This window comes from Paenibacillus sp. FSL P2-0322, from assembly GCF_037975315.1.
Taxonomy (GTDB): domain Bacteria; phylum Bacillota; class Bacilli; order Paenibacillales; family Paenibacillaceae; genus Paenibacillus; species Paenibacillus polymyxa_B.
This window is the reverse complement of sequence record NZ_CP150243.1, coordinates 3,708,107-3,734,777: the sequence shown is the minus strand read 5'-3', so window position 1 is coordinate 3,734,777 and position 26,671 is coordinate 3,708,107. Positions and strand designations below refer to the sequence as shown.

The window sequence follows — 26,671 nt, the reverse complement described above, 5'->3', positions numbered from 1 at the left end:
GTTATGGACGGACGGCTCCGGAAGGAGCCGATTCCCCTATGGTATTCATGGAAGTGACACGAAACCAGCCTTTTGGCTTTTTCCCCGACTTATATTCAAAGCTGGGAGATGCGGTAGAGCCTATGTTTGTAAAAGGCTCCGCACCGCTTTCGCTGTAATACACGTTATAGCCTGTAATAGCGTCCGCAGACTTACCTGCGCTCCATTGGAGCGCTACGGATGAGCCAGCGGCTTTAGCTTGAGGCTGTCCAGGGGCAGTAGGAACCTCTGTAGGCTGTGCACCTGTTCCATCTCCCTCGCCCGGAACGTCTGGAGACTCAGAATCTGCAGGTGGCACCACAGGTGCTGCGCTTGCTTTCGTGCTTGGCCCAGACTCATGGCCGCCTACATCAACGGCGGTCACGTAGTAGCTGGAGCTGCTGCCCCCAGGGCTGTCAGAGAACACCTTGGAGCCGTCAGCCATAACAACCTTGCCAAGCCGTTGGAAGCTGCCCCCATCTGTAGAACGATACAGACGGTATCCTACGACGTCGCTGTTTCCGCTTGGGCTAAAGCTGATTATGGCTTTGCCGTCACTATAGCTTACGTTGATGCTAGATGGAGCGTTAGGGGCTGCTCCATCGTCCTTGCGTGGATCAATCTGAGTAGGAGCTTCCTTATCTGCATCCTGAGGCAGATAGTAGGACAACGAATTATGTCGTCTCATCACCTTAAAGGCTTGCTGAAGCTCTTTAATCAATTCTGAGATGGGCTTTTCCCGTTTTCTAACGGTCCGTTCATATAACATATCATCCGGTGTACCATCGCGTGGAATATAATTCACACCTTGGTAGGTAATATATTTCGCACGGCTCACACCATTTTCACTGTTTTTAGGTGGATACTTACTGTTATAAATGTCCGAACCATACGCGGATGCTGTACGGCTTACAATGCCGTCAGGTCTCTTGAAGCTGTCCGTTTGGAACAGCTGGGCATCTTTAGCTGTTACTTCATTCATGATTAGAGCCCATAAGCGACGAGCCCGCTCTTTTTGGACTTTCGTTTCAAGCTTATTGACAGGTTGCTTGTAACCAACCCATACACCCAGCGTGACGTCAGGCGTAAAGCCCTCGAACCAAACATCAGTGTAGGATTGCGTTGTGCCTGTCTTGCCGGCAATCGGAATCTTGCCGGATTGATCAAAGTTCCGCTTCACCAGTCTGCCTGTGCCTTCCGACACGGCTGTACGCAACATATCCGTCATCAGGTAGGCGGTTTGCGGTGAGAAGGCCTGCACAGGATTAGCCTGATGCTTATATACAATATTGCCTTGCGAATCCACAATCTTTTCGATCATATAGGCGTCATTAAACACACCGCCATTTGGAATGGCTCCATATGCATTCGTGAGTTCCTCGACAGTCACCCCATGGGCCAAGCCGCCAAGTACACCCGTTTGAGCGTTGTTATCACTGGATTCCAAGGTGGTGATACCCAGTTTTTTAGCAAAAGCCCAAGCATTGCTAATCCCTACTTTTTCGTTAAACAGCTTGAGTGCTATCGTATTTAGCGATTGATTCAGTGCATAACGCGCCGTAACCAATCCTTGATAGCGGTTGTTAGCATTTTTCGGAATGTGATATCCATTACTGCCATCTTTCAAAATAATAGGGGCATCATCCACGATACTACCAGGCTGCACAAGACCGCTGTCCAATGCAGGGAGATAGGCAGCAATCGGTTTCATTGCCGAACCTGGCTGACGTACCATCTGCGTGGCATAATTCATCTGCTCCTTTTGGAAGTCCCGACCTTCCATCATTCCAAGAATGGCGCCTGTTTTATGCTGAATCAGAATAGCCGCTGCTTGTTCGTCACCCTTGGTTTTACTAGTGGCAGAGAAGTTGTTTTTATTTTCTGCAATTTGACGCATAGATTTGTAGACGCTCTTATCAATGGTGGTGTACACCATATAACCGCCTGTGCGAAGCTGCTGTTCAGCTTCTTTGAGTAAATCGTTATCGTCCTTGGTCTTGGCATCTGCACTGGCATTAGCTGCTTGACCCGGATTGGTGACAGACATGAGTGCCTGCGCAGCCTGTCGTTCTGTTTCCATCATAAGGTATGGATAGGTGTTATAAGCTTTAACAGTGCGTGGTGCGAGAGATTTTTTGATATCAAAAGCCATCGCTTCATCATACTGTGCTTTATTGATTTTGTTCTCCTCCAGCATTCGACTGAGCACCAGGTGCTGGCGGTTGATGGCTCTTTTAAAGCCAGCTTCATTAAACTCGCCCTTACCGTTGTAAGCAGAATAAGAAGAAGGAAGCTGTGGCAAACCTGCCAGATAGGCGGCCTGGGCTACATTAATCTCGTTCAGATCATTCTCATTAAAAATACCTTTGGCCGCTGCTTTAATGCCAAAGACGTTGTAACCGCTTGAACCGTTACCAAAAGGTACTTTATTGAGATAGGCCGTAATAATTTGCTGCTTGCTCAGGAAGCGCTCAAGGCGCAGAGACAGCAAAATTTCTTTGACCTTGCGGTCATCCGTGCGATCGAGATTTAGAAAGACACGACGCGCAAGCTGCTGGGTGAGGGTACTACCCCCGGTTTGTACGGATTCATGCAGCGCCTTTTGCTTCACAGCACGCAGCGTTCCCGACAAATCGACACCTTTATGCTCATAAAAATGATTATCTTCAATGGCAATGACTGCGTCAATGACGAGTTGTGGAATCTCCTTAAACGTGACAGGTCTTCGATCTTCTTCTGTCCGAAGTTGTCCGATGGGAGAGCCATCATTGAAATAAGCGAAGCCTGTAATTGCATTCTTATCTACTTCCTGTAGGATCATGGATCTGGAACGCACGGGTTCGCTTTTTACAATAGAAGCGACATAGCCAGCGGCGGCCCCCCCTGCAAATAGTGCCCCCATAAAACCGATGATGATGACCCACTTTATGACACGGCCGAGCCTTCGCATGGTTGTCCTCAAGCGGGAAGGCTTTGGCGCTGATACATTGTTTTTTTCTTCAACCATTAAGTCTTCCTCCTTTATAACAGCCATTATTATAGCATAAAATTACAAAATGAACCCATATGCTAAAAAGCCTGTCTTTTGGTGTCGTTGACTACATAAAAGCAGTGTGTTATAAATAGGTCAAAGTAAATATCGTGAAAAGCAGAGAAAGACTTCAGTAGAAGGCGGATTCACGTTGTACAGAGAGCCGATGGGTGGTGTGAATCGGTAGCGTCCCTCCTTTGAATTACCGTCTGGAGCTGTCTGGATGAATGGAAAGCATTTGCAGGTTTGCGAAGCTACCATAGTAATCCAGTACCGGGTGTAGGCCCGTTATAGGAATGAAGTGAAAGAAATGTCTGTCTTTGACATGCGTTTCTTTAATTAGGGTGGTAACGCGAGTAGCTCCTTCTCGTCCCTTGGGATGAAAGGGGCTTTTTGGTTTGTCTAATATGTAATATTTTGGATGAAAAATAGGAGGTATACAGGATGAAGTGGGAAGAATTGAAGCCGGAGCAACAGGTAGAGGTCGAGCGACAGCTAGAGGTGATACAGCGGGGTGTGGCGGAAATTGTACCGGAGGATGAGCTGAAGCGTAAGGTAATCAAATCGGTCGTTAGCGGCGAGCCGCTCAAAATTAAGCTGGGTCTTGATCCATCTGCGCCCGACATTCACATCGGACATACGGTTGTTATGCACAAACTGCGCCAGTTCCAGGAATTAGGCCATCAAGTGCAACTGATTATCGGAGATTTTACAGGCAGAATTGGTGATCCGACAGGTAAATCGGAGACTCGTAAGCAACTGACTGAGGAAGATGTACAGCGTAATGCACAAACGTACAAGGAACAAATTTTTAAAATTCTCGATCCTGAAAAAACAAAGGTATTCTACAATTCCGAATGGTTAGGGCCAATGTCTTTTGCTGATGTAGTAACCCTGTCGGCCAAAGTAACGGTTGCCCGTATGTTGGAACGAGATGATTTTACAAAAAGGTACCAAAACGGATTGCCGATCAGCATCCATGAGTTCTTTTACCCGCTGATGCAGGGCATGGATTCCGTGGCTCTCCAAAGCGATATTGAATTGGGGGGGACGGATCAGAAGTTTAATCTGCTGATGGGCAGAACCCTGCAAAAAGAATACGGAGTTGAGCCGCAGGCTACTATTACATTACCATTGCTTGAAGGGCTGGATGGCGTCCAGAAGATGAGCAAAAGTTTGGGGAACTACATTGGTGTTGATGAGGAGCCGAACGAAATATACGGGAAATCCATGTCCGTTCCTGACGAGCTGATGCTGAAATATTTTGAGCTTGCAACGGATATCAACAACGAGGAGCTGGCAGAGCTGGCGAAAGGTGTTAAGGACGGCTCAGTACATCCACGTGATGCCAAAATGAAGCTGGCTGGAACGTTAGTGCGCATGTACCACGGTGAAGAAGCAGAGGAAGCAGCAAAGCAGCATTTTGTGACCGTATTCCAGCAACGTGCGCTGCCTGACGATATTGAAGAGTTCACCTTGACGGCTGATCAGTTAGAAGAAGGTGGCATTCGTGTAATCCAGTTGCTGACTCATCTGGGCTTTGCAGCATCTAATGGTGAAGCCAAGCGCAGTATTCAGCAGGGTTCGGTCAAAATTAACGAAGAGAAATGGACCGATGTGAACGAAGCATACACGCCGAAGGAAGGCGACATTGTGCAGGTAGGTAAACGGAAATTTGCTAAAATCAAGCTTGGATAATGAAAATATTTTCAAAAGCAGCGCTGAGATTGTATCGATCTCAGCGCTGCTTTTTTATTTCTGACAAGTGAAAAGTCATGGTAAACTTAGCACAAATAATCAAACATGTAGGTAAAGAGTTATACATAATGAAAACGTGGGTTGCACAATTTGGGTGTAGGATAGATAACCAAAACAATTACAAGTGCGGGGAAGGATTATATGGACTATTTTAAACGAATTCAGTGTGCGATTGAGTTTATTGAATTGAATCTCCGGGAGGATTTAAAAATTGCCGAGATTGCTTCACAGGCCTGTTTTTCAGCTTTTCATTTCCAACGGGTTTTTCAGGCCATTTCGGGTTTTACGGTTCAACAATATATAAGAAGGAGAAGATTGTCCGAGGCGGCTGAACAGCTAAAACAATCCAATCAAAAAGTGTTGGACATTGCTATTGAGTATCAGTACAACTCACAAGAAGCTTTTACCCGCGCTTTTGAAAAGAATTTTGGGATCACCCCTGGGAAGTATCGTAACGGTGATATCGAGTTTCCTGCGCAAAGTAAAATCAATTTTCTGGATTACCAAAAAAATACGATAGGGGATTTGGATGTGAATAAGCCGGTGATATTGCAGCTCGAAACAGTTAAAATTGTAGGATATGAATATAAAACAAATCTGAATAATGAGCAGCACTATAAAGAAATCCCAGGGTTTTATGGGCACTTTGGAGCAAATGAATATTTTATGTTTATCCCGAACAAAATTGCACCGGGAATGTCATATGGGGTTGCCTGTCGATTTGAAGACAACGGTGCATTTTCATTTGTGGTGGGCGAGGCAGTTGAAGAAGAGTCAAAAGAACTGGCAGAGGGTTTCGTATATATGGAGATTCCAGCAGGGAAGTATGCTGAGTTTGACGCTTCGGGTTCAGATGGACGGGTTCAGAATATACGAGACTTTATCTATGGCACATGGCTTCCTAATTCTAATTTTGAACGGAGGGAGGGGCCTGATTTTGAAATTACGGACGTGATGAATTCCTCCTATCCAGATCACTTGAGTATGAAGGTATACATCCCCATTGAATAAAACCCTCAGGCTCGATGCATAGGGAATATAAAAAAAAGCACCCGAATAAATTCGGGTGCTTTTTGGTGCTAATACAAGGATTAGCGGTTGTAGAATTCGACGATTTGTTTTTCATCGATATCTTGGGACAATTCGCCACGCTCAGGCAAACGAATGAATTTACCTTCCAGAGCTGCGTCATTGTACTCCAGGTAAGCTGCCAAGTGGTTGCGGTTTTCCAAAGCTTCTTTAATGGAAGACAGGGAACGACTTCTTTCACGAAGACCGATCACGTCGCCAAGACTTACTTGGTAAGAAGCGATGTCAACTTTTTTACCGTTCACAGTAACGTGACCGTGAGCTACCAATTGACGTGCGCCTGCACGGGAATTAGCAAAGCCAAGACGGAACACAAGGTTGTCCAGGCGGCTTTCCAGCAAGAACATAAAGTTTTCACCAGCGATACCGTGCATGTGTTGAGCTTTGTTGAACAGGGTACGGAATTGTTTTTCACCCAAGCCGTACATGTGACGCAGCTTTTGTTTCTCTTGAAGCTGCATACCGTAGTTGCTGATTTTTCTCCGTTGGTTTGCACCATGTTGTCCCGGAGGGAAAGGGCGTTTCAATTCTTTACCTGTGCCGCTCAGGGAAATACCGAGACGACGGCTCAATTTAAATTTAGGACCAGTGTAACGTGCCATTATAGAGTTAACTCCTTCATAATTAAAATTTGAGTTGGGGCTCTCTTTGCGCTCCAATTTGTTCGGCGCTACCAATTAAGGTAAGACGCACTACTGACAGAAAAGTTCAGCCGCTGTCCTGTCAGCAACAAAAAAGATGAGGGTGACACAAACTGTTACGCCCAAAATTTAAGATCCGCACAGTAGATAGTTCTGCCGTACAGTCTTTTTCATTAATATATACTATATGTAAGAGTGGGTCAATGTCAAGAAAAGAAAAAGAATGAAAACGTCAGAATTTGTCGATAGGGCTTAAGAACTAAAAAAGTGGGACGAATTTCTGAAAAATGGATGCAAATTTCTAGAGTTGAGAGTAAAATAGATCATATTATGAGCTATAGTGGTGTATAGCCGCTGTCTTGGTACAGCTAATTTTGCTGTGAAGGAGCGCCTTAATATGTCGGAATTTTCAACAACGGATCAGCAAATGCTTGACAGTAAAACAGTCCAGGCTGGCGGTGCTCCGCTGTTTGATGATAAAGGATATACGTCTTTTGCCTGGCTCCAGAACATGGATATGACACCCTATGATTTCCCCTATATTAACCAGCTGCTTGTCCAAGGATATCGGAGTTGGTTACAGCAGAGCAATGGTATATCCTGGATTAACGAAGAATATACTGCTGTTTTTAATTTTATAGGTGTTCGTGTTGCTGGTAGGGAAGAAGATGATGACGAGGATTTGGATTTGGTCGAACGTTGTTGCATATCTAGAGAGATGGAAGTGAGTCAGCGCAAACTTCGTGATGGAAGCCTTGCGTTTGTGTATATGGTTCCCATACTATGCCGTAATTACAAGAGGGAGCCCTTTGCCGCTCTTCGTTTTACACGGCCTGCTCAACATTCTGTCTCAAATCAGGCCACATTGTTAGCAGCTGCTTTACATTTTAAATCCTGCTTTTACTCGAAGTTTGAGTATATATTTATGGAAGATATCCTTGGGATGCAGAATCGAAGCGATCGTGAAGGTAGACGCCGTTCTATTTTATTTCAGATTGTAAAACGGATGCATGACAAAATTGACGTGGAAGGCGTGCTGGATGAGGTATTCGGGAGCATCGCCTATTTGTTTCCCCATGTAGATATCACCTTGTATATGAGTCAGGATCGACACAGTCGCAATCCGCAGGTCAAACCTTTGCTGCTGCATGAACGGGACGAAGATGTATGCGTCCGTGCATTTATGAAAGGGCAAATGGCTGTGAATGAGCCTGTCGGTACACAAGATGAAATGACTGAAATCGGCATCCCATTACGTGGCAAGCAGGGTGTATACGGTGTTTTCCATATGATCCTTCCATCGGGTGCGGATAGTATGAAAAAAGTGGATGTAGAGCTGATTGCCATGATGGCGGATACGGCTGGCACTGCATTTGAAAATGCGAAGCTGCTTGAGCAATCTAATGTACTTATTCATGAATTGCGTCTCATTAATGAACTGGTTCAGCGCTTGAATCAGAGCCTGAAGTTAAATGAAATATTTGAATTTGCCGTGCAGGAGTTATTAAAAATGTTCATGGCTGACTTTTGTTGTATTGTACAGCTTGATCAGGATGGAAGCTGTTTTAAGGTCATGTCGAGTAATGTGGAAAGCTTAAGATTAGAAAGTTACCCTCATGAAGAGGGATTTGCTGGACTGATACGCAAAACAGGAGAACCAGTGATTGTGTCGGACTATAGAAAGGATGGGAAGATAACCTCTCATTTTATGGATGCGACGGACTCCCAGTCTTTGATGGCTGTACCTATGAAGACCAGCGGTACTCCTAGAGGGGTTATACTATTGTCCAGCAAGCTTCCACACTTTTTCTCTTATGATAATTACAAAATGCTGCAAATGCTAGCCCCTCATATCGGGTTGGCGGTAACCAATGCTATGCTGCACGCTGAGGTGCGACGTTTGGCTAATATGGATATGTTAACAGGTCTGTATGTACGTCATTATGTGGACCAAATCATTCAGCAACATCAGGAAAAGGATTTCTGTGGATCTCTTATTTTGGTAGATATTGATCAATTCAAACAGGTGAACGATACGTATGGGCATCAGACGGGTGACGAAATTCTGAAAAGCGTCAGCAATATCGTTCGTTCGGCGACTCGCGATGAGGATGTATGTGCCAGATGGGGCGGCGAGGAGCTTGCCATTTATTTACCGCAGCTGGGGGTACAGCAGGCGCTCGGATATGCAGAAAAAATACGTTACCGTGTACAGCATGAAACCGAGCCTCAGGTGACTGTTTCTTGCGGGATTGCTGAATGGAACTGGCTGGACGAGCAGATCAGTATTGAATCTTTATTTTATAGGGCTGATATGGCCTTGTACGAAGCGAAAAATGAAGGACGCAATCGAATAGTTGTTGATCATGTAGCCAATGTGTAGAGAATATTTCTTAGGGAATGTTCTCTTTTTGTCTTGCATAACCCATTGCAGACAGGTAATCCTAAACGTAGCTTTATCGTGTGTATGTTTGAACTATAGGGAAAACACGATAAAGTGAACCAGGTAGCATAACTGCCTTGAAGCAGGATTATTGCTCATGAGTACAGTTATGTTCAGGATAGGACGGATGATGGGATGCATTGGAGAAAGCAATGGGTGATGCAGGTTTGTGGTGTGTTCCTTGTGATAGGTGTGTTAAGTGGTTGTGCACTGGATCGACAATATACTCCTGAGCAGATTTTTAAGAGATCTGTTGCAGGAATGGCTGGCAAAGAGATGGTAACGTTTACTGGACGGACTGCAATTAGAGCTGACAGTGGTCTGCCAACGAATAAGCAGTTTGAATATCGCGGTAGGCTAAGAAATCACGATGAATTGATCATGCATTGGGGCTCTACAGAAGCTTTTCGTAAGCAAGGTGGCTACGTAGTCCTGCAACAAGGTAAGTCCGAGCATGATGTTACACAAGAACATTTTCTTCGTCAGAGTGGAAAATGGGTTGCGCTGACATCCGGTTATCCCCCTCTGGGTGGAAATGGTATGTTAAATCGCTTCAATCCGATTCAGGAGCTTGAGGAATTAAATACACTGAATAAGAGCATTCGTATGGAAACGGGAGCTGCCCGGGGAACTTGGATGTTGAGGATTGAACCGGAATCTGCTTCGGCAAAGCGCTGGTTGAAAGATCGTTTAATAAAAGAAATGAATACGTTAAACCCTCAAATCGGGATATTAAAAACGCAGCATACAGGAACGAATCGAGAACTGCAAAAGAAGCTGACTCAAGTATGGTCACAAAGTTGTGAGGATATGAGCAACCAGTTGGAGCAATCCATTGTGCGTACTGTGTATCATCTGACCATAGATCGCCAAACAGGTTTACCCTTAAAGCTTTCATCGGAATGCAGGATTTCCCGACAGGGAGTGAATGAAGAGCTGCATCAAGAGGCTTTGATAACCAGAGTTACTTTTGAGGACTACAAGTAACGGAGCGGGCGTGATACAATGAATTTTGAATTAACCATTGTTCAAAAAGAATGAAATAGAGAAGGAGAGACACTACATGAAAGATCCTAGAATACTTAAGCTGGCGGAAAATTTGGTAGGTTACTCTGTTGAGGTGCAGCCTGGAGAAAATGTATTGATCGAAATGATTGGTACAGAGCGCGACTTGCTTAACGCCATCATTCATGAAGTTGGTAAAAAAGGTGGAAATGTTTTTGTACAACTTACAGACCGTAAGGTACAGAGCGCCATGCTTCGTCACGCGACAAAGGAAATGCTGGAGACCTGGGCTGAGATTGACCTTAACCGGATGAAGCAAATGCACTGCTACATCGGAATTCGTGCAGGGGAAAATGTAAATGATCTGTCAGATGTGCCGGAAGATAAAATGAAAATGTATAATTCCATTTATCAGCATGCGGTACATAGCGAACAACGGGTGAAACACACCAAATGGGTAGTGCTGCGTTATCCGAATGACAGCATGGCTCAATTGGCGAATATCAGCACAGAAGCATTCGAAGATTTTTATTTCGATGTGTGTAATCTGGATTATGCAAAAATGGACAAAGCTCAAGATGCATTGGCAGACCTGATGAATCGGACGGACAAGGTACGGATCAGCGGACCGGGTACGGATTTGAATTTCTCTATTAAGCAAATCGGAGCTATCAAGTGTTCAGGTCAATGCAATATCCCGGATGGCGAAGTATACAGCGCACCTGTACGTGATTCCGTTAACGGAACTATCAGCTACAATGCACAAACCCTGTATAATGGTATTACTTTTGAAAATGTTAAATTCCGTTTTGAAAATGGTAAGATCGTGGAAGCGACGAGTAACGATACGAAGCGGCTGAATGATATTCTTGATTCTGACGAGGGAGCACGTTATATTGGCGAGTTTGCCATCGGGTTTAATCCGCACATTTTACATCCAATGAAGGATATTTTGTTTGACGAGAAAATCGCTGGCAGCTTGCATTTTACACCAGGTCAAGCTTATGAAACAGCGGATAACGGTAATCGTTCATCCATCCACTGGGATTTGGTGTTGATTCAGCGTCCAGAATATGGCGGTGGTGAAATTTATTTTGACGATGTTTTGATTCGTAAAGACGGCATCTTTGTACTGCCTGAGCTGGAGCCATTAAACCCTGAAAATTTAAAATAACGATATCCGTTCTTGCTGAGAAAGCGATTTCAATGTATTATTATGGATGAGTAACGATACATGACAATTCAGTAAAGCGAGGGATCTCTATGTCCAATAATAACGCGGCTGTTGTTGAAATTGCACAGACGGCGAGCAAGTTCACCTCTTCCATCGTCCTTCATTCCGAAAATAAGTATATTGATGTGAAAAGTATACTGGGCTTGTTTACGACCCTAGTCAGCAGCCATAGCTATGAACTACACGTTCATGGACCAGATGCGGAGGAAGCTAAGAAAGCGATCATCGAGGTGTTCGAGAAGCACGGACTTCATATTTCAGTAGCCAGCTAACTTTATTCTTGAAGCAAAAGCATCCCTACCTGTAACTGTAGGGATGCTTTTTTTGTCAGGTTCTTGTATTAGCCTGCAATTTGGTCTAATATTAAGGATAGGACGTCTTGTGCGACATTGAGACATAGGGGGGAAGAATCCATGACTTCATCTGATTTGCAGGAACAATTGAATATCAAGGCTATTAATCTGCTTCAGGAAGATGCAGATAAAATAAAGAAGCTTATTGAAGTACAGATGGAGAATCTGGCAACCCGTTATTGCCCTCTCTATGAGGAAGTGCTGGATACTCAGATGTACGGATTTTCCAAGGAAGTGGATTTTGCGGTTCGCGCTGGACTTCTTCCGGAAATGGTAGGTAAACAGCTGGTCAGTGAGCTGGAACGCAATCTGGCTATTCTATATGAGGCCATGAATAATAAGGCCAATTAGGAAGACGGTTGAATTGATGAGAGCATGCGGAGTTTGAGAGCATGCTTTTTTTGATGCCTTTTTTTAAAAAATGTTCTTTTAGGATGGTAAAAGCGCATCGCCCTTCCACCATCCTAATGCACATTTTAAAACCTTAAAAGCTACACAAGGAAGAAGGATACACCTAACAATACATACACTACCAGTAGCATGAGTCCCTCATACCAGTTGGTTGAGCCATCCTGGGTGATGGATTTGGCGATAAATACAGCGACAGCAATGGCGACCAGCTCAATTGTGGTGAAAACAATATTCATCGTGTTTCCCATAAAGTAACTGATAAAAATCAGCACAGGGGCAACAAATAGTGCAATTTGCAAACTGCTGCCGATAGCTATTTCGACAGATGCACCGATTTTGTTCTTCATCGCCAGTAAAATAGCAGCGCTGTGTTCGGCTGCATTACCAATAATAGCGACGAGGAAGGCACCTACAAACAATTCGCTGAGCCCAAATTGGGTCGTAAATACCTCCAGTGTACCTACCAGCCATTCGCTGACAAAAGCGACCATGACGGTAGCGAGTACCAAATAGGCAATGGATTTGTTTCTGGACCATACAGGGGCATGCTCATGTGGCAATTCTTCATCTTTTTGTTCGGTCACATCAGCTAAATAGTCCTTATGCGTAATCATAGAAAAAATAAGCCACGCAATATACGCGACAATGAGCGTGCCTGCGACAATGAGGCTGAGCGTATCTGATTCGTTGTCCGTGATAACGTGTGTGTTCAGAAAGACAGCTGGAACGAACAAGGCAATAACAGCCACAATCATCAGAGAACCACTTAATCCAGCCAGCGATATATTGAAATTTTGCACTTTGTACTTTAAACCGCCAGCGAACAGACTTGCTCCGAGCACCAGCAGCAGATTACCGATGATGGAACCGGTAAGACTGGCCTTTACCATATCGTAAAGACCTTCTTTAACAAGAAAGATGGCGATGATCAGTTCGGCTGCGTTACCAAAGGTGGCATTTAAGAATCCGCCTAAACGTTGGCCAGCATAATGCGCGACACTTTCGGTCGCCCTGCCGAGAAAACCGGCTACGAATACAACAGAAATTGCGCAAATGACAAATTGGGCTATAGCGTTCCAATGCGTGTAATGAGCGACTGCGCTAAGAGCAAATGTCACTATAAGCAAAGCGGGAGATAACCATTTTTTCAATGAAGAGCACCTCGATATCAATAGATGTGTACAAGTTTGGTGAAAGCTGTCACTTGTATGGATTTTCTAAATTAATATACCCAAAATGATATAGGTTGTAAACGAAAGTTGTTTTTCATACGTAGGGTTTGCATTTGGAGTGGCTGAGGCTTTACAATACAAATAAAGGATGGATGAAGGGGGACATAGGTCATGGCAGAGCAAATTCAACAACTGGAAGCAGGAAACATCAAGATTTCCAACGATGTCGTAGGTAAAATTGCCGGGATGGCCGCATTAGAGACACCGGGCATTGCTGCAATGTCAGGCGGTTTATCGGAAGGCTGGGCCAAAAGGCTGAGCGGTAAAAATGTGCAAAAAGGCGTATCAGTGGAGGTTGGACAGCTGGAAGCTGCCATTGATCTACGTATTATCGTGCTCTACGAAACACCTATTCATGAGGTGTCCCGAATTCTTCAGCAAAATGTGCGAGAAGCCGTCGAAAGTATGACGGGTTTGCGGGTCGTGGAAGTGAACGTAAAAGTGGAAGGTGTCGCGTTCAAGGACGACGCAGTGTAAAAGAATCAGGAACCGATAAATTGACGTTTTTCACCAATTGTATACATGCCGGGAATTCCGTGGGATAACCCGAATAAAAACACGAAAACTGGTGGTTATAGAATCGCCAGTTTTCGTTTTGTGAATCAACAGTATAGCCATTTTTGCAGAGGGTTCCCATATTTTATACATAACCAAAAGAACTTCCAAAGCCACCGTTGTAAGTGGTCCATGGAAGTTCTTTTTTTAACGAAAACGGTTGGTTCTACGCGTTTGAAAGCGATTGGGTACTTCATTACGGACAGCTACCCCTGTGGTGCGTTCCTGCACCGCTTGTTTGGTGTTCTCACGAGAAATACTGAGCATAATGCCCATGGAAAACATCATGACAAGTAGGGAGGAGCCACCAAAGCTGATAAATGGAAGCGTTACGCCAGTGATTGGAATCGTTTGGGTTACACCGCCGATATTAATGAAGGCCTGAATAGCGATCAAACCCATGATGCCAGTGCCTACCAACGTTCCGAACGGATCATGGCAACGCAGAGCAATGATCATGCCTCGCCAAATGAAATACAAATATAGCATCAGGAATATGGCTGTTCCGACAAATCCGAATTCTTCACCAATTACAGAAAAGATAAAATCATTAAATGAATTAGGAAGATAGTGAAGCTTGATAATACCTTTACCAAATCCTGACCCGTTTAAACCGCCTTCACCTATAGCTTGCAAGGACTGTACCAGATTGTATCCTGTTCCTTGTCTATATTTTTCGGGATTGAGAAAGGCTTGAAAGCGTCCGATTTTATAATCTTGCTGGGCAGCAGCTTGTCCATCTGTGGTTCCAGAATCTCCTCCAAACAACGACCCAATGCCAAATACGATGGAAGCGCCTAGCACGAGCAGAACAATTGATGCTGTAATATGCTTGACACTGGCTCCACCGGCATAAATAATCAGACCACTGGTAGCAACCAAAATGAAGCAGGAGCCTAAATCAGGTTGAAGCATGATGAGTCCTGCAACACAGCCTACAATGACTGTTACAGGTATGTAGCCAGTCCGCAGATCTCTAAAGCGATCTCCTTTTTTGACAATAAGTGCGGATAAGTAAAGAATGATGGAAATTTTCGCAAGCTCCGTTGGCTGGAAGCCAACACTACCAAACCTGAGCCAGCTTTTTGCGCCGTTAAGTGAGCCTGTAAAAAGAACGATGATTAGCAGTAATATAGTTATGAAAAATAAAGGTACAAAAAGCTTTTTATATTTTTCCATCTTAATATTCATAGCTACCAACATAATAAAAAGTCCAAGTACAGCAAATGCAGATTGGCGCTTCACAAAATATAAAGAGTCAAAATTGTATTCTTTATTCAGCAGAGCTACGCTGGAGCTGGAACTAAATACCATAATTACACCGAATCCAACCAATAACAAAGTGAGGATCAGCAATTGAAAATCCGGTGTGCCTCTTCTTCGAGTCTCCGGCTTCGTATTTCTCATATCAGCTTCCCCCGGTATTCGCCACAAGGTATATTCCTCGCAGACGGTTATCATTTTATCGTTTATCCATTTTATCATATTATGTTTGTTGGGCTTCTGCAACCTCCCTGGAGCAACAGATATCGCAACAATTCCATATCTGCTACAATAGGATGAAAATGAAGACTTGAGAGCAGCGGTGCATACGTGGTGACGCTGCATGATTAATTCGGGAACTTGCCCGGTGCTTTAAAAGGAGAGGTGGAGCAGAATGACACAACATGCGATAGATAAGATCTGGTTTGATCGTTTGCAAGAAAACATGGTGGAGTGGCGTAGACATTTACATAAGAATCCCGAAATTTCCTTTCAAGAAAGCAAAACCGCAGCTTTTGTAGCGGATAAGTTGGAGAGTTGGGGAATCGAGATTCGCCGTCAGGTAGGGGGACACGGTGTTGTAGGCACCATTCGTGGTGCTAAACCCGGGCCTGTCGTCTTACTGCGCGCCGATATGGATGCTCTTCCTATTCAGGATGAAAAGGAATGTGAATATCGCTCCGGCGTGGACGGAGCCATGCATGCTTGCGGCCATGACGGACATACATCCGCGTTGCTTGGAACGGCTTACTATTTCAGTCTGAATCGGGACGAGCTGCAAGGAGAAATTCGTTTGTTGTTCCAACCTGCGGAGGAATTGCTGCCTGGCGGAGCGGTCAGTGTAATAAAGGATGGTATATTGGAAGGTGTGGATGTCATTTATGGCATCCATTTATGGACACCTTTTCCGGTCGGGACGGCCGCGAGTTGCGCAGGGCCGTTGATGGCGGCGGCAGACGATTTTTATATTGAAATCACAGGTAAGGGTGGGCATGGTGGGATGCCCCAGTCCACTAATGATAGTGTCGTGGCGGGTTCAGCTCTTGTTATGCAACTGCAAAGTGTTGTAAGCCGTTCAGTCGACCCATTACGACCTGCCGTGCTGACGGTGGGAACCATCCAAGGGGGCTCTGCGCAAAATGTGATCGCAGAAACGTGTCGCTTGAGTGGAACGATTCGTACGTTTGATGAGGAGACACGAACGGTAATGAAGGAGCGACTGCATGAGGTGACGGAGCTTACAGCCGCAACATACGGTACAACAGCACAGGTTCGCTATATTATGGGGTACCCACCAGTTGTCAATGACACACATGAAGCATCTCGTTTCTTTAATGAAGCAAAATCTGTTTTCGGCGAGGAGAATGTGCAGAAAGCGTCGAAGCTGATGCCTGCTGAAGATTTTGCGTATTATTTGGAACGTGTGCCAGGTTGCTTCATGTTCGTAGGAGCGGGTAACCCAGTTAAAGGAGCAGTTTATCCACACCATCATCCAAAATTTGATTTTGATGAGGATGCTATGATTAACGCGGTTCGTTTGTTTATTGCGATGTCTATGGGATACGCTGCGGAACGAAACGCAGGGGCAATTATGGGCTAAAATGAGTTGAATTGGGAACGGTTCAATCTGGAGTATGAGGTTAATGAAATGGGGTACCCTACTGTTGAAAAGGAGGGAGTACCCATGAAAAAGGTTCAGGAAGTTATGACTAAAAAATGCGTAACGGTTACCCCGCAGGACAATATTTATGAAATTGCGGTCAAAATGAAGGACAATGATACTGGTTTTATTCCGGTTGTGGAAAGCGAAGGCAGTGATAAGTTGATCGGTGTAGTAACGGACCGTGATCTTGTCGTTCGCGGTTATGCGGCTAAAAATTCGGGTTCGGGTTCGGTCGATACCGTCATGACGACAGGTATTCGTACAGCCAGTGCGGACATGTCGGTGGACCAAGCAGCTGAACTGATGGCAGAACAGCAAATCCGTCGTTTGCCCGTAACGGAAGGAGACCGTCTGATCGGGATTGTCTCGATCGGTGATTTGGCTGTTCGTAATATTTTTGCAGACAACGCTGGAGAGGCGCTTAGTCATATTTCCGAGCAGGTCCACTAGAAGAATAATTAAGGTAACATTAGTTTGGGGAGATCTTTACCCCGAGCTTCTAATCAGGAGTTCAACCCGAATATGGGTTGGGCTCCTTGCTATTCTGGTTGATATGCCAATAAACGGATAAGCTATTTATTATATAAGTTTAAAATGATGTATTGTTAGATTATCAGGAGGTAGTTATGAATCCAGATCATCCTTGTATTGTACAACGTGATTTTACCGTTCTGCTGGAAATGGGCTTGCCCGGTTCAGAATGGGCTCGTTCACAGTTGCAGATTTATGCGGAGCTGGTTAAAAGCCCGTCCGCTTTTCATACATACCACATCACTCCATTGTCTTTGTGGAACGCAGCTGCCCTCGGATGGAGTGCTGAGGACATTCAAAATAGTTTGCACTCCATGTCCCGTTGGGATATTCCACGTGATTTGTTGAAGGATATTGAACAGCTCGTTTCTCGTTATGGGACGTTGACGCTTTCACGGGAGGGTACGGAAGAAAAGCGAACTTATAGCACAGATACGATTGGCGCATACCGTGCTGAGCATGAGCCAGACGGAGGTATAAAGACAGGGAAAGCCAACAGCTATACAATGGGTGATCGCTTGATCTTGGCAGCAGAGACCCCCGCTTTACTGGGTGAGCTACTGACCAAGCAAGAGCTTAAACAGCTTGGTTTACTTCGAGTTGATGAGGAAAGCGCATCGGTTCCGCCCGAAAATCGAGGCTTGCTCAAGCAGGAATTAACGCGCTTGGGATATCCCGTTGTGGATACGGCAGGCTATCTTGAGGGGAATCAGCTTAGTTTCACCTTGGGAAAGGGACAAACGAAGTTGCAGCTTCGTGATTATCAAGTAAAGGCCGCTGATGCGTTTGAAGGAGCGGACGGCTTAGGGGGTAGTGGTGTACTGGTGCTTCCATGCGGAGCCGGAAAAACAGTGATAGGTATGGCGGTAATGAATCGGTTTCAGTGCGAGGTGCTTATTCTAACATCTAATACTACTTCTGTACGGCAATGGGTAGAAGAGTTAAAACGAAAGACGGATATTCCTGCCGATTCCATTGGGGAATATAGTGGTCAGAAAAAAGAGGTGCGTCCGATTACGGTGGCAACCTACCAAATATTGACACACCGTCGCACCAAAGATGGGGATTTTGAGCATATGAAACTGCTGAGTGAGCGGAAGTGGGGACTCATTATATATGATGAGGTTCATTTGCTGCCCGCGCCAGTATTCCGGGCGACGGCTGACATTCAGGCTACCCGTCGTTTGGGGTTAACAGCCACGCTGGTTCGAGAGGATGGTTGTGAACGCGATGTGTTCTCTTTAATTGGACCCAAACGGTATGATATGCCGTGGAAGGAACTGGAGCGACAGGGCTGGATCGCTCAGGTCGATTGTGTGGAGCTACGGCTTCCAATGACAGCTGAACTTTTGGAGCGCAGTATGCGTGCCGAGGGTAGACAGCAGTACCGAATTGCAGCCGAAAATCCGGTCAAACTGGAGGCGGTACGTAGCCTGATGCAGCAGCACAGCAGCTTGCCCACGCTTATTATTGGTCAATATTTGGACCAATTGCGTATATTGGCTCAGGAGCTCGGTGTCCCACTGATTACGGGTTCAATGAGCCAGACGGAGCGGGTGCGTTGGTTTGATGCGTTCCGCAAGGGTACAATTCGGACCCTATTGGTATCCAAGGTTGCAAACTTTGCGGTGGATCTGCCGGATGCGGCAGTAGCCATAGAGGTATCGGGTAGCTTTGGCTCTCGTCAGGAAGAAGCGCAGCGACTGGGCCGCATTTTGCGACCAAAGTCGGGCGAGAATAAAGCTTATTTTTATGCGCTAGTGACGGAGAATAGCAAGGAGACGGATTTTGCAGCTCGTCGTCAGCTGTTTCTGATTGAGCAAGGCTATGAATATGCGGTTCGCAGATTTAGTGTGACAGAGGCTATCGTAGGCCGGGATGATAAGCCTGGAGATCGTGGAAAGAAAAAGGAGGCCTAATCAAGAATGGGCGTAACGAACACGCAAGACAGCTGGAATGAGCTTTCATCAGATGAGCTGCTGGTGCTTAGACAATGCTTTATCCGGTACGCGGGACAGCCCATGAAGGAAGAAGAACCTATACAGCTTACCCGGGGAGCGTTAAGCGGAGTCGAAACGAAACTGGCACTGCGTGGATTACGTGCCCGGGGCTGGCTGGAGGCTGTTACCAAATCGTGGGGCGAACGAATTTTATATATTCCGGTTCATCGGCTACCGGATCTGTACGATATGTTGTTAGAGCAAAATCCAATGAACATGATGCATTCGGATCATCCGATAATGGTACATGAATCAATGACAGGCCTGGAGTCGGATTTGCTGCATGCGTTGTCACGTATTGCGGTACAGGGCGTTCCTTTGACGGCCAAAGGAACCATACATAAGCGGTCATTGCAAAAATTGAATGAACTGACCCCCTTTCGCCCAGAGGACCTGATAGGTCTTGGGTTGCATTATGCGCATGCAGAGCTGTATCCAGTGCAAACGGTGGTAATGATGGATTTGCTACTCAGTTTGGGTCTGTTAGTGAAAGAAACTGTGTCTTTTCGCGTTCAGGAAACGGAACTGGAGACTTGGATTCGTTTGTCTGCTTGGCAAATGCGCAAGCATATTTTTGCTACACTCATGGAAAGATACGGCAAGGCCGAAGCGTCTATGCAGCATTTTCGCTATATGCTGTGTGCCGTCTCCCAGTATGTACGATCAGAAGGGTGGATATCTATCAAGTGTTTGCTGCAATGGATGCTTCAGGTAGGTCTGATCCAGCAGGAGAGTACGAACGGAGCTGATCCCAAGAACGGTGCCCTTTTAGACCTTGTTCCTACAATCTCAAATACGGAAGGGTTTGCGGGAGAAACGGTATCTGATTTTAATTTCAATGGACCTTTCATGGAGGAATTGAAGGGTTGGCTGAAGGCACTGACTGCTTTTGGAATGGGCGATTGGGGCCAGACTGCATCGGGCGAACTGTGTTTTCGCTGGGATGTATCTGTGATAGATATGCTTCGTCCCAATAATTACGAGGATACACATCAAGAACAAGGTACTTTTTATGTACAACCTGATTTTGAAATATTGGTTCCACCAGATGTGGCATATGATGTGCGCTGGCGACTGGAATGCTGCTGTGAACGTGTGACAGGAGATCGGATGGTAGTATACCGGATCACCAGAGAAAGTGTTACAGAGGCAATCGAGTTAGGAATGGAGGCCAAAGCAATTCCTGCTCTTCTGCACAAGTTCAGCCGGACAGGTGTGCCTGATCATGTACGCATGACGGTAGAACAGTGGGCAGGCGATGTCGGACGGACGGCTTTTGCAACGGTAACACTTTTGCGATGTGGCACACAGGAGGATGCAGACATGGTTGCACGCCATCCCGCGCTGGAAGGATTGCTGGAACGGCTCGGTGACAGGGACTTTATTATTCCGGCGAGCTCTGCTGTCAAAATACGAAAAACGCTTGCTGCAATTGGATTAGGTCCACGTCGTGAACTGGAAGGTGTGGACGATCCGACTCATCATTATCCATTGATTTTGGAACCAGAGAACATAAGTTCAGGCAGCCCCAACAGTGAAATGGAGTCCGACCCTACTCAAGCCCGTTCTATATTTTCCCAAGAGGGAAGAGCAGGTTTTGTTTATACTGGGCGCACGCTGCATTTTTACGAACAAGAGCACACGCTGCCTGATCCGTCTGACTATTTTCCAGAAAGATCTACAGTCCCCTCCTCATGGACAAAAGAATGGAGGAGTTACCATACTTCCACTGCCCGGCAGTTAATCGAGCAAGCGATTCGTTGGCAGGCTGCTGTGGGACTGCGAATCGGTGGGAAAGAGGTTAAATGGATACCGGAGGCGGTGGTTCCCGGTGCACCATGGAGTGTCACAGGCTGGTACGCCTCAGGAATGGATGACGAAGCACCTTCTCCTGCGACTTTACAGCCAAGTGAATGGTCAGACATGCGGCTGCTGGTTCCTTTTACATAGTAGAGCCAGGAAGTGCATGAAACTCCTTCTTCTCAAAAGAAGGATGTGGTATGATAAATGAGTCTACTTTTTACAGGGTAGAACTTTATATAAAGTGAGATGAACATTCATGAGCGTAGCCGAATTGAATACGGTCAATATGGCAGAAGTGCTTATTAACGCCTATGAATTGGGCGATATGGTCAACCGATCCTTTGAGGTATCGGATTATTTATATTGGAAACAGCGTGTGGAATTGAACCCGTCTATTCAGGCGTGTGTACGCAAGCTGGATGCCAAAAAGGAGCTATTCGCGGAAACGGAGCGTTTTGGGCATTTTCATCCGAACTATCATGAAGCGAAGGATGCAGTGCAGGTCGTTGAGCTGGAACTGGAACAATTCGTGGATGTTAAGGAGTTCAAACGAGCCGAAAAGGCGCTGGATGATATGCTTCATGCCATGTCTGAAACGATTGCATATTCCGTGTCCGAGACCATTAAGGTGCCGAGCAATGATCCGAATGTGAAAAAGGGCGGATGTGGCAGCGGAGGGAAATGCTCCTGTGGATAGGTCATAGGAATGATACCGAGTGGAGGGGAGATGAAGCGAATGTTTGCCGAGCGGACAGGGTACATCATTTGGGTAAGCGATATCAAGGCTGCCCGCAATCTGGAGAAATACGGAAATGTCCACTTTATTTCAAAGCGTATGCATTATGTAGTTATATATATGAATGCGGATCGGGCAGAAGATACCGTTAAAAATATTCGCAGACTTTCCTATGTGCGTAAGGTCGAGCGCTCTTTTCGAAATGAGATTAGGACGGAGTACAACGACGATAAGGAAAAGATGAAAGAATATGAAATATAAGTTTCTAATGTCTATAAATTGTAAAATATTCTTAAAAGGTCAGCCTACGGGCTGGCTTTTTTTTGTAAAGCCAGGACTTTTGCATAATGGTCTTAATGCTGTTAGACCTAAAAAATCTTTAAAAATCACCCATAAACTTCAATTTTGTAACTTGTAGTCCCGGGTCTGTTGAGGTAACATATGAATATATTGGTAGATATAAAGACCTATCTGGTGGGGAGAGTGATCCCGTGCGTGACAAAGCAATGCAGCGATGGAGTACATACGAACCGTTCTACGTGGAGATGGGCGATAAAAAAGTCGCCGATATCGTGATTACAAATCATGCGAAAACTCGCTACTTAGATCGGATAGAGCAGAAACAGTCCGAGACGAATCATATCGCCGCCTGGCTTTGGGAATGCCTGAAGCAAAACAGGATGGAGTCCTACTATCATAACGAAGAGGATGTATATTTAATTGATGGTGATCTGGTCGTCGTGGCCGAATTTGGAGAGTTGCCCGGCGAGATGGATATTGCGGGGAATCCGCTGCACAAGATGATTGTCATTACCTTTTTGGGCCGGATGTCGGAGACCATTGAATTAAGGGATTTGAAGTCATACTATTCATGGCTACGCCATTCGCGGCGCATGACACTGATGAAAAGCACTCGTAAGCAAAAATAGACGGTGATTGGGCGGTCGGCCCTAGGCGAAAAAATCTCCGAACTTATGATTACCGTCAACTTTAAGTAGAAAGTATGCAGTTATTAGCTGCATGCTTTTTTTATTTCCAACAATATAACTCTCCAATTCGGTAAGTTTACTTGGAAATGCTTCGACAGATGTTTTTCTTATGTTAAAATAGGGAGATCAGAGGGGAGAGGGCTGTCAGTATGAACTTTCATCAGTTGCACATTTTTTATACCGTAGCGGAGCGCGGAAGCTTCTCGGCGGCGGCACAAGCGCTGCATATGACACAACCTGCGGTGACGATGCAAATTCAGTCTTTAGAAGATTATTTCGGCACGAAGCTGCTGCAACGTTCGACTAAAAAAATCGAGCTTTCAGAGGCGGGAGCGACACTATTGCCTTTCGCGAAAAAAAGCATGCAACTGATCAGGGAAGCTGACGAGGCGATGTCTGCTTTTACTCACATGCTGGAGGGAAGATTGCATATTGGCGCCAGCCTAACGATTGGTGAGTATATTGTACCAAGAATGTTGGGGCCGTTTGGCCAGGAATACCCTCATATACGTATGGCGATGAATGTGATGAATACGACTCAAATTATGGATGATATACTAAAACATCAGTTGAATTTAGGACTGATTGAGGCCCCAGTCCAGCATCCAGATATCGTGGTGGAACCTGTGATGCAGGACGAACTGAAACTGATTGTGCCTTCAGGACATGCGCTGGCCAAGGCTAAAAAAGTGGTTCTGGAAGATGTGTTTAAGCATCCCTTTGTAGCCAGAGAAAAGGGATCTGGTACACGTCAAGTGATAGAAGATGAGCTGAAAAGTCGTGGTGTGGATGCCTCTCGACTTGGTATTGTAATGGAGATGGGGAGCACTGGAGCGGTCAAATCGGCGGTAGAGGCTGGACTGGGTATTACCATGCTATCACCTTCTTCGGTGAAGCATGAAGTTGCGCTCGGATTGTTGAAAATTGTAAACATTTCAGATATCACGTTCAAACGAGAATTTTATGCAATTCATTTGAAGTCGGCGTTGTTGCCGATTCCGGTAGTAACCTTCCTGTCTTACTTGCGTCGTCATGATCAGGGAACGGACGTGCAGAGGGACTCGCAGGACGAGCTTGCAAAGCTGAAAGAGAAGGAGGATGCATAATGAAGGAGCAGATTAGCGTAAAACGATATGATTTACATACACACACCCTAGCATCTGACGGTATGCAGCCACCTGTAGATAATGTGCGCTGGGCCAAGGAAAAAGGACTGGCAGGTGTGGCCATTACAGATCATGATACGGTAGCTGGCCTGGAAGAAGCTCTGGAGGAGGGAAAACGCATAGGAATTACTGTGGTGCCAGGAGTGGAAATTAGTACTCGAGCTGGCGGTAAGGATATTCATATACTCGGTTATTTTATGGATTACCGCAATAAAGTGTTTTTGGAGCGGTTGGAAAAGCTTCGCCAGGCGCGGGATACCCGTAATGATTTGATTTTAAGTCAATTGCGTAGTCTGGGCGTGGAAATCACACTGGATGAAGTGGTGGCTACGATGGGCAGACCGCTGGCACCAGATGAAAGCATTGGACGTCCGCATATGGCGGATACGCTGGTTCAAAAGGGATATGCGAAGGATATGCGAGACGCGTTTGACCGTTACTTGGCGGAAGGAGCGCCCGGATATGTGTCTGTACCCCGTGTAGAGCCTGCGGAGGCCATAAACTGGATTCGTGAAGCAGGAGGGGTACCTGTGGTGGCCCACCCTGGCTTGTACGGAAATGATGAGCTGGTTCGCTCAATTATAGAGGAGGCGAAGCCTGTGGGCTTGGAGGTGCGACATTCGGACCATGATGCTGAGGCTGAGAGCCGATATACTGTGATGGCGGCGCAATATGGGCTTATTGCAACTGGCGGCTCGGATTTTCACGGCGCACGCCAAGGTGTTATTTTCCACGGTGATCTGGGTAGCCGTAGTGTGGAAGGTCAGGTTGTCGAGGAATTGAGGAAGGCTGCTGTTGGACAAAAGTAAATAAAAAGCCCCTTGCCTTATGCATGGAACACAAGAAGTGTACCGTGCAAAGAACAAAGGGCTTTTTTTGTGGATTCAATAGGCTAGTGATACTTAGCCGTTTTTGATGCGATTCGGCAGCTTTTTGATCAGCTCCTCGTCGGGTGTAATGAAGAGCGTACGCTGATGGTCGTAGATGACAAAGCCGGGTTTGGCTCCGCTGGGCTTACGTACATGCCGAATCAGGGTGGCGTCCACAGGTACACTGCTGGATTGCTTGGCCTGGCTAAAATAGGCAGCGAGTTGAGCTGCCTCCTCCAGCGTCGTATCCCCGAATTGCTCAGCACGTATAACGACGTGTGACCCCGGAATATCCTTTGTGTGCAACCAGGTGTCATTTGGTCCGGCCAGTCGATTTGTCACATATTCATTTTGCAAGTTGTTTTTGCCGACCAGTAACTCGATACCTTCGGATGATGTATAGACGTGCAGGGTTGGACGGTCGTTTTTCTTCTTTTTCTTTCCTTTTTTGACCCGATCTCTGAGATAGCCCTGCTGAACCAGTTCTTCACGTATTTCCTCAATGTCATTCATAGAGGCATGGGCTAGCTGCTGAAGAAGATTGTCCATATAACGGATTTCTTCGTGCGTTTTCTCCAGTTGTTCATCAATGACAGCCAAGCTGTTTTTATATTTGTTGTATTTTTTAAAATACCGTTGTGCATTATCCGACGGGTTGAGTAGTGGGTCCAGTGGGATGGTCATTGGACGCTGTTCCTCATCATAAAAGTTAGTGAGCGTCACTTCTTTGTCCCCTTTTTTCACCTCATGCAGCGAAGCGAACAGCAACTCTCCATAAATGCGAAATTGATCGGCATCTTCCGCCTCGGCCAAATCCTGATGGAGATAGTCGAGTTTTTTTAGGTTTTTACTCCGCTCGTTTTGCAGAAACCGCAGTAGGTCACTGACCTTTTGCTTAACCGTATCCCTTTCTGCTTTTTCACCGAAGAAGTCCTCCATACACTCACTGATAGTAGCGTACTCCTTACGTCCTTCTTGGATCAACGTCAGTGGAATGGCTGAGAATATCACTTTATCTTGTGCGTTTAGTCCAGATACCGGCTGAAAACGATGATTCCGCACGTCACCCATGATGTGACTGAATGTCCTCCATAGTGAACGATCACTATCACCAGATACTTCATTAGTTACTCGAGTTAGTATCTCTTCAGCAATGAGGGGACTGAGTCCAGTAAAAGTGTTCACGATCCAGCGTTTGGGAGCTTCTTCGGCCTCGATCGCTGTTTGATACGAGGATATGAAGCCTGCCTCTTCCGTTTCTAGTGGATTCAGCTTGTTTTGTTCAGGAGGCTCCGTGTATTGAAAGCCAGGCATAATGACCCGATAGCTGCTGATAGACGGTGTGACATGATGAATGCCATCCAGCATCACGCCTGTTTCCGGGTCAAGCAAAATAATGTTGCTGTGTCTACCCATCAGTTCAATGATAATTCGTTTGAGTGAAATATCTCCCAGTTCATCACGTTGACGTATATCCATGTGAATAATACGCTCCATGCCCACCTGCGTGATTTTCTCAATAACGCCTCCTTCGCAATGCTTGCGAAGGAGCATACAAAACATAGGGGCTTCTGTCGGATTAAGAAAGCTTTGTTCTGTAAAATGTACACGCGGGAAGGTCGGATTAGCCGACAGCAGCAGCTTTACGCTTCCGCCTTGTGCCCGCAGATTCAGCACGATATCGCGATCATTTGGCTGATGTATTTTATTAATGCGCCCGCCCCGGATGCCTTGCAGTTCGTGTACGATAGCGCGGGTTACGATTCCGTCCAATGCCATAATTATGTTCTCCTTTGAAGCAAATGTATTTTCGCCTTCCTTCTATGATACATAACTTTGGGACAAAACTTAAGCGGCTTTGTGATATTTCAGGTCCTGTCC

General features: G+C 45.8%; 22 protein-coding genes and 1 other annotated feature. Of the genes, 17 read left to right on the top strand and 5 right to left on the bottom strand.

What is annotated here, in order from left to right; translation table 11 throughout:
* Nucleotide 1: 1 nt before the first annotated feature.
* Nucleotides 2–3,025, bottom strand: a complete 3,024-nt coding sequence (locus tag MKY24_RS16415) for a penicillin-binding protein 1A (protein WP_023989330.1) — start codon at nt 3,023–3,025, stop codon at nt 2–4.
* A 135-nt stretch (nt 3,026–3,160) separates the two neighbouring features.
* Nucleotides 3,161–3,427: a binding site (T-box leader), on the top strand.
* A gap of 66 nt (nt 3,428–3,493) precedes the next feature.
* On the opposite strand from MKY24_RS16415, the gene tyrS reads away from it, so the two are divergent.
* Both tyrS and MKY24_RS16405 read left to right on the top strand, forming a co-directional pair.
* Nucleotides 3,494–4,747, top strand: coding sequence for a tyrosine--tRNA ligase (gene tyrS / locus MKY24_RS16410; RefSeq protein ID WP_013310921.1), 1,254 nt, complete (start codon nt 3,494–3,496; stop codon nt 4,745–4,747).
* Nucleotides 4,748–4,948: 201 nt separating this feature from the next.
* Entirely contained in the window at nt 4,949–5,818 is an 870-nt protein-coding gene (locus MKY24_RS16405; RefSeq protein WP_069080012.1) for an effector binding domain-containing protein, read from the top strand.
* A gap of 80 nt (nt 5,819–5,898) precedes the next feature.
* On the opposite strand, the gene rpsD is transcribed toward MKY24_RS16405, so the two are convergent.
* The gene (rpsD, locus tag MKY24_RS16400; RefSeq protein ID WP_025723468.1) at nt 5,899–6,498 is read right to left on the bottom strand and encodes a 30S ribosomal protein S4; all 600 of its coding nucleotides are present in this window, start codon (nt 6,496–6,498) and stop codon (nt 5,899–5,901) included.
* Nucleotides 6,499–6,934: 436 nt separating this feature from the next.
* On the opposite strand from rpsD, the gene MKY24_RS16395 reads away from it, so the two are divergent.
* The 5 genes from MKY24_RS16395 to MKY24_RS16375 all read left to right on the top strand — a co-directional run bounded on the left by MKY24_RS16395 (nt 6,935) and on the right by MKY24_RS16375 (nt 11,923).
* Nucleotides 6,935–8,920 (top strand): sensor domain-containing diguanylate cyclase, encoded by a 1,986-nt coding sequence (locus MKY24_RS16395; RefSeq protein WP_339200337.1) that lies wholly within the window; start codon nt 6,935–6,937, stop codon nt 8,918–8,920.
* Between the two features lie 219 nt (nt 8,921–9,139).
* A complete protein-coding gene (locus MKY24_RS16390) occupies nt 9,140–9,967 on the top strand; it encodes a hypothetical protein (RefSeq protein ID WP_339202344.1) in 828 nt (275 codons plus the stop codon).
* 76 nt (nt 9,968–10,043) lie between these two features.
* Nucleotides 10,044–11,159, top strand: coding sequence for an aminopeptidase (locus MKY24_RS16385; protein WP_013310916.1), 1,116 nt, complete (start codon nt 10,044–10,046; stop codon nt 11,157–11,159).
* Between the two features lie 89 nt (nt 11,160–11,248).
* On the top strand, nt 11,249–11,491 hold the full coding sequence (locus tag MKY24_RS16380; protein ID WP_013310915.1) for an HPr family phosphocarrier protein: 243 nt from the start codon (nt 11,249–11,251) through the stop codon (nt 11,489–11,491).
* Between the two features lie 141 nt (nt 11,492–11,632).
* Complete coding sequence (locus tag MKY24_RS16375; protein WP_007431028.1) at nt 11,633–11,923, top strand: YlaN family protein; 291 nt, start codon at nt 11,633–11,635, stop codon at nt 11,921–11,923.
* A 140-nt stretch (nt 11,924–12,063) separates the two neighbouring features.
* Here the strand turns inward: MKY24_RS16375 and cax are convergent, their stop codons facing one another.
* The gene (gene cax / locus MKY24_RS16370; protein ID WP_028540551.1) at nt 12,064–13,134 is read right to left on the bottom strand and encodes a calcium/proton exchanger; all 1,071 of its coding nucleotides are present in this window, start codon (nt 13,132–13,134) and stop codon (nt 12,064–12,066) included.
* A gap of 192 nt (nt 13,135–13,326) precedes the next feature.
* Here cax and MKY24_RS16365 point away from each other — a divergent pair, with 192 nt between their 5' ends.
* Nucleotides 13,327–13,692, top strand: a complete 366-nt coding sequence (locus MKY24_RS16365) for an Asp23/Gls24 family envelope stress response protein (RefSeq protein ID WP_013310912.1) — start codon at nt 13,327–13,329, stop codon at nt 13,690–13,692.
* A 225-nt stretch (nt 13,693–13,917) separates the two neighbouring features.
* On the opposite strand, the gene ftsW is transcribed toward MKY24_RS16365, so the two are convergent.
* Nucleotides 13,918–15,177 carry a putative lipid II flippase FtsW gene (ftsW, locus tag MKY24_RS16360; RefSeq protein WP_339202342.1) on the bottom strand — a complete coding sequence of 420 codons (1,260 nt, stop codon included), beginning with the start codon at nt 15,175–15,177 and terminating at the stop codon, nt 13,918–13,920.
* Between the two features lie 250 nt (nt 15,178–15,427).
* On the opposite strand from ftsW, the gene MKY24_RS16355 reads away from it, so the two are divergent.
* From MKY24_RS16355 to MKY24_RS16315, 9 genes are all read left to right on the top strand, one after another.
* Nucleotides 15,428–16,633 carry a M20 family metallopeptidase gene (locus MKY24_RS16355; protein ID WP_339200335.1) on the top strand — a complete coding sequence of 402 codons (1,206 nt, stop codon included), beginning with the start codon at nt 15,428–15,430 and terminating at the stop codon, nt 16,631–16,633.
* Nucleotides 16,634–16,717: 84 nt separating this feature from the next.
* Nucleotides 16,718–17,146, top strand: a complete 429-nt coding sequence (locus tag MKY24_RS16350; protein WP_023989320.1) for a CBS domain-containing protein — start codon at nt 16,718–16,720, stop codon at nt 17,144–17,146.
* Nucleotides 17,147–17,322: 176 nt separating this feature from the next.
* Nucleotides 17,323–19,146 (top strand): DNA repair helicase XPB, encoded by a 1,824-nt coding sequence (locus MKY24_RS16345; RefSeq protein ID WP_339200334.1) that lies wholly within the window; start codon nt 17,323–17,325, stop codon nt 19,144–19,146.
* A gap of 6 nt (nt 19,147–19,152) precedes the next feature.
* A complete protein-coding gene (locus tag MKY24_RS16340; RefSeq protein ID WP_339200333.1) occupies nt 19,153–21,177 on the top strand; it encodes a helicase-associated domain-containing protein in 2,025 nt (674 codons plus the stop codon).
* Between the two features lie 109 nt (nt 21,178–21,286).
* Nucleotides 21,287–21,727: a YlbF family regulator gene (locus MKY24_RS16335; protein ID WP_013310906.1), complete on the top strand. Its 441-nt coding sequence runs from the start codon at nt 21,287–21,289 to the stop codon at nt 21,725–21,727.
* 39 nt (nt 21,728–21,766) lie between these two features.
* On the top strand, nt 21,767–22,027 hold the full coding sequence (locus tag MKY24_RS16330; RefSeq protein WP_023989316.1) for a YlbG family protein: 261 nt from the start codon (nt 21,767–21,769) through the stop codon (nt 22,025–22,027).
* Nucleotides 22,028–22,257: 230 nt separating this feature from the next.
* A complete protein-coding gene (locus MKY24_RS16325; protein ID WP_023989315.1) occupies nt 22,258–22,695 on the top strand; it encodes a hypothetical protein in 438 nt (145 codons plus the stop codon).
* Between the two features lie 209 nt (nt 22,696–22,904).
* Nucleotides 22,905–23,861 carry a selenium metabolism-associated LysR family transcriptional regulator gene (locus MKY24_RS16320; protein WP_049828338.1) on the top strand — a complete coding sequence of 319 codons (957 nt, stop codon included), beginning with the start codon at nt 22,905–22,907 and terminating at the stop codon, nt 23,859–23,861.
* Nucleotides 23,861–24,730 carry a PHP domain-containing protein gene (locus MKY24_RS16315; protein ID WP_053325719.1) on the top strand — a complete coding sequence of 290 codons (870 nt, stop codon included), beginning with the start codon at nt 23,861–23,863 and terminating at the stop codon, nt 24,728–24,730. The genes MKY24_RS16320 and MKY24_RS16315 overlap by 1 nt, the downstream gene beginning before the upstream one ends.
* A 93-nt stretch (nt 24,731–24,823) precedes the next feature.
* Here the strand turns inward: MKY24_RS16315 and MKY24_RS16310 are convergent, their stop codons facing one another.
* Nucleotides 24,824–26,569 carry an NFACT RNA binding domain-containing protein gene (locus MKY24_RS16310; RefSeq protein ID WP_339200331.1) on the bottom strand — a complete coding sequence of 582 codons (1,746 nt, stop codon included), beginning with the start codon at nt 26,567–26,569 and terminating at the stop codon, nt 24,824–24,826.
* Nucleotides 26,570–26,671: the final 102 nt, after the last annotated feature.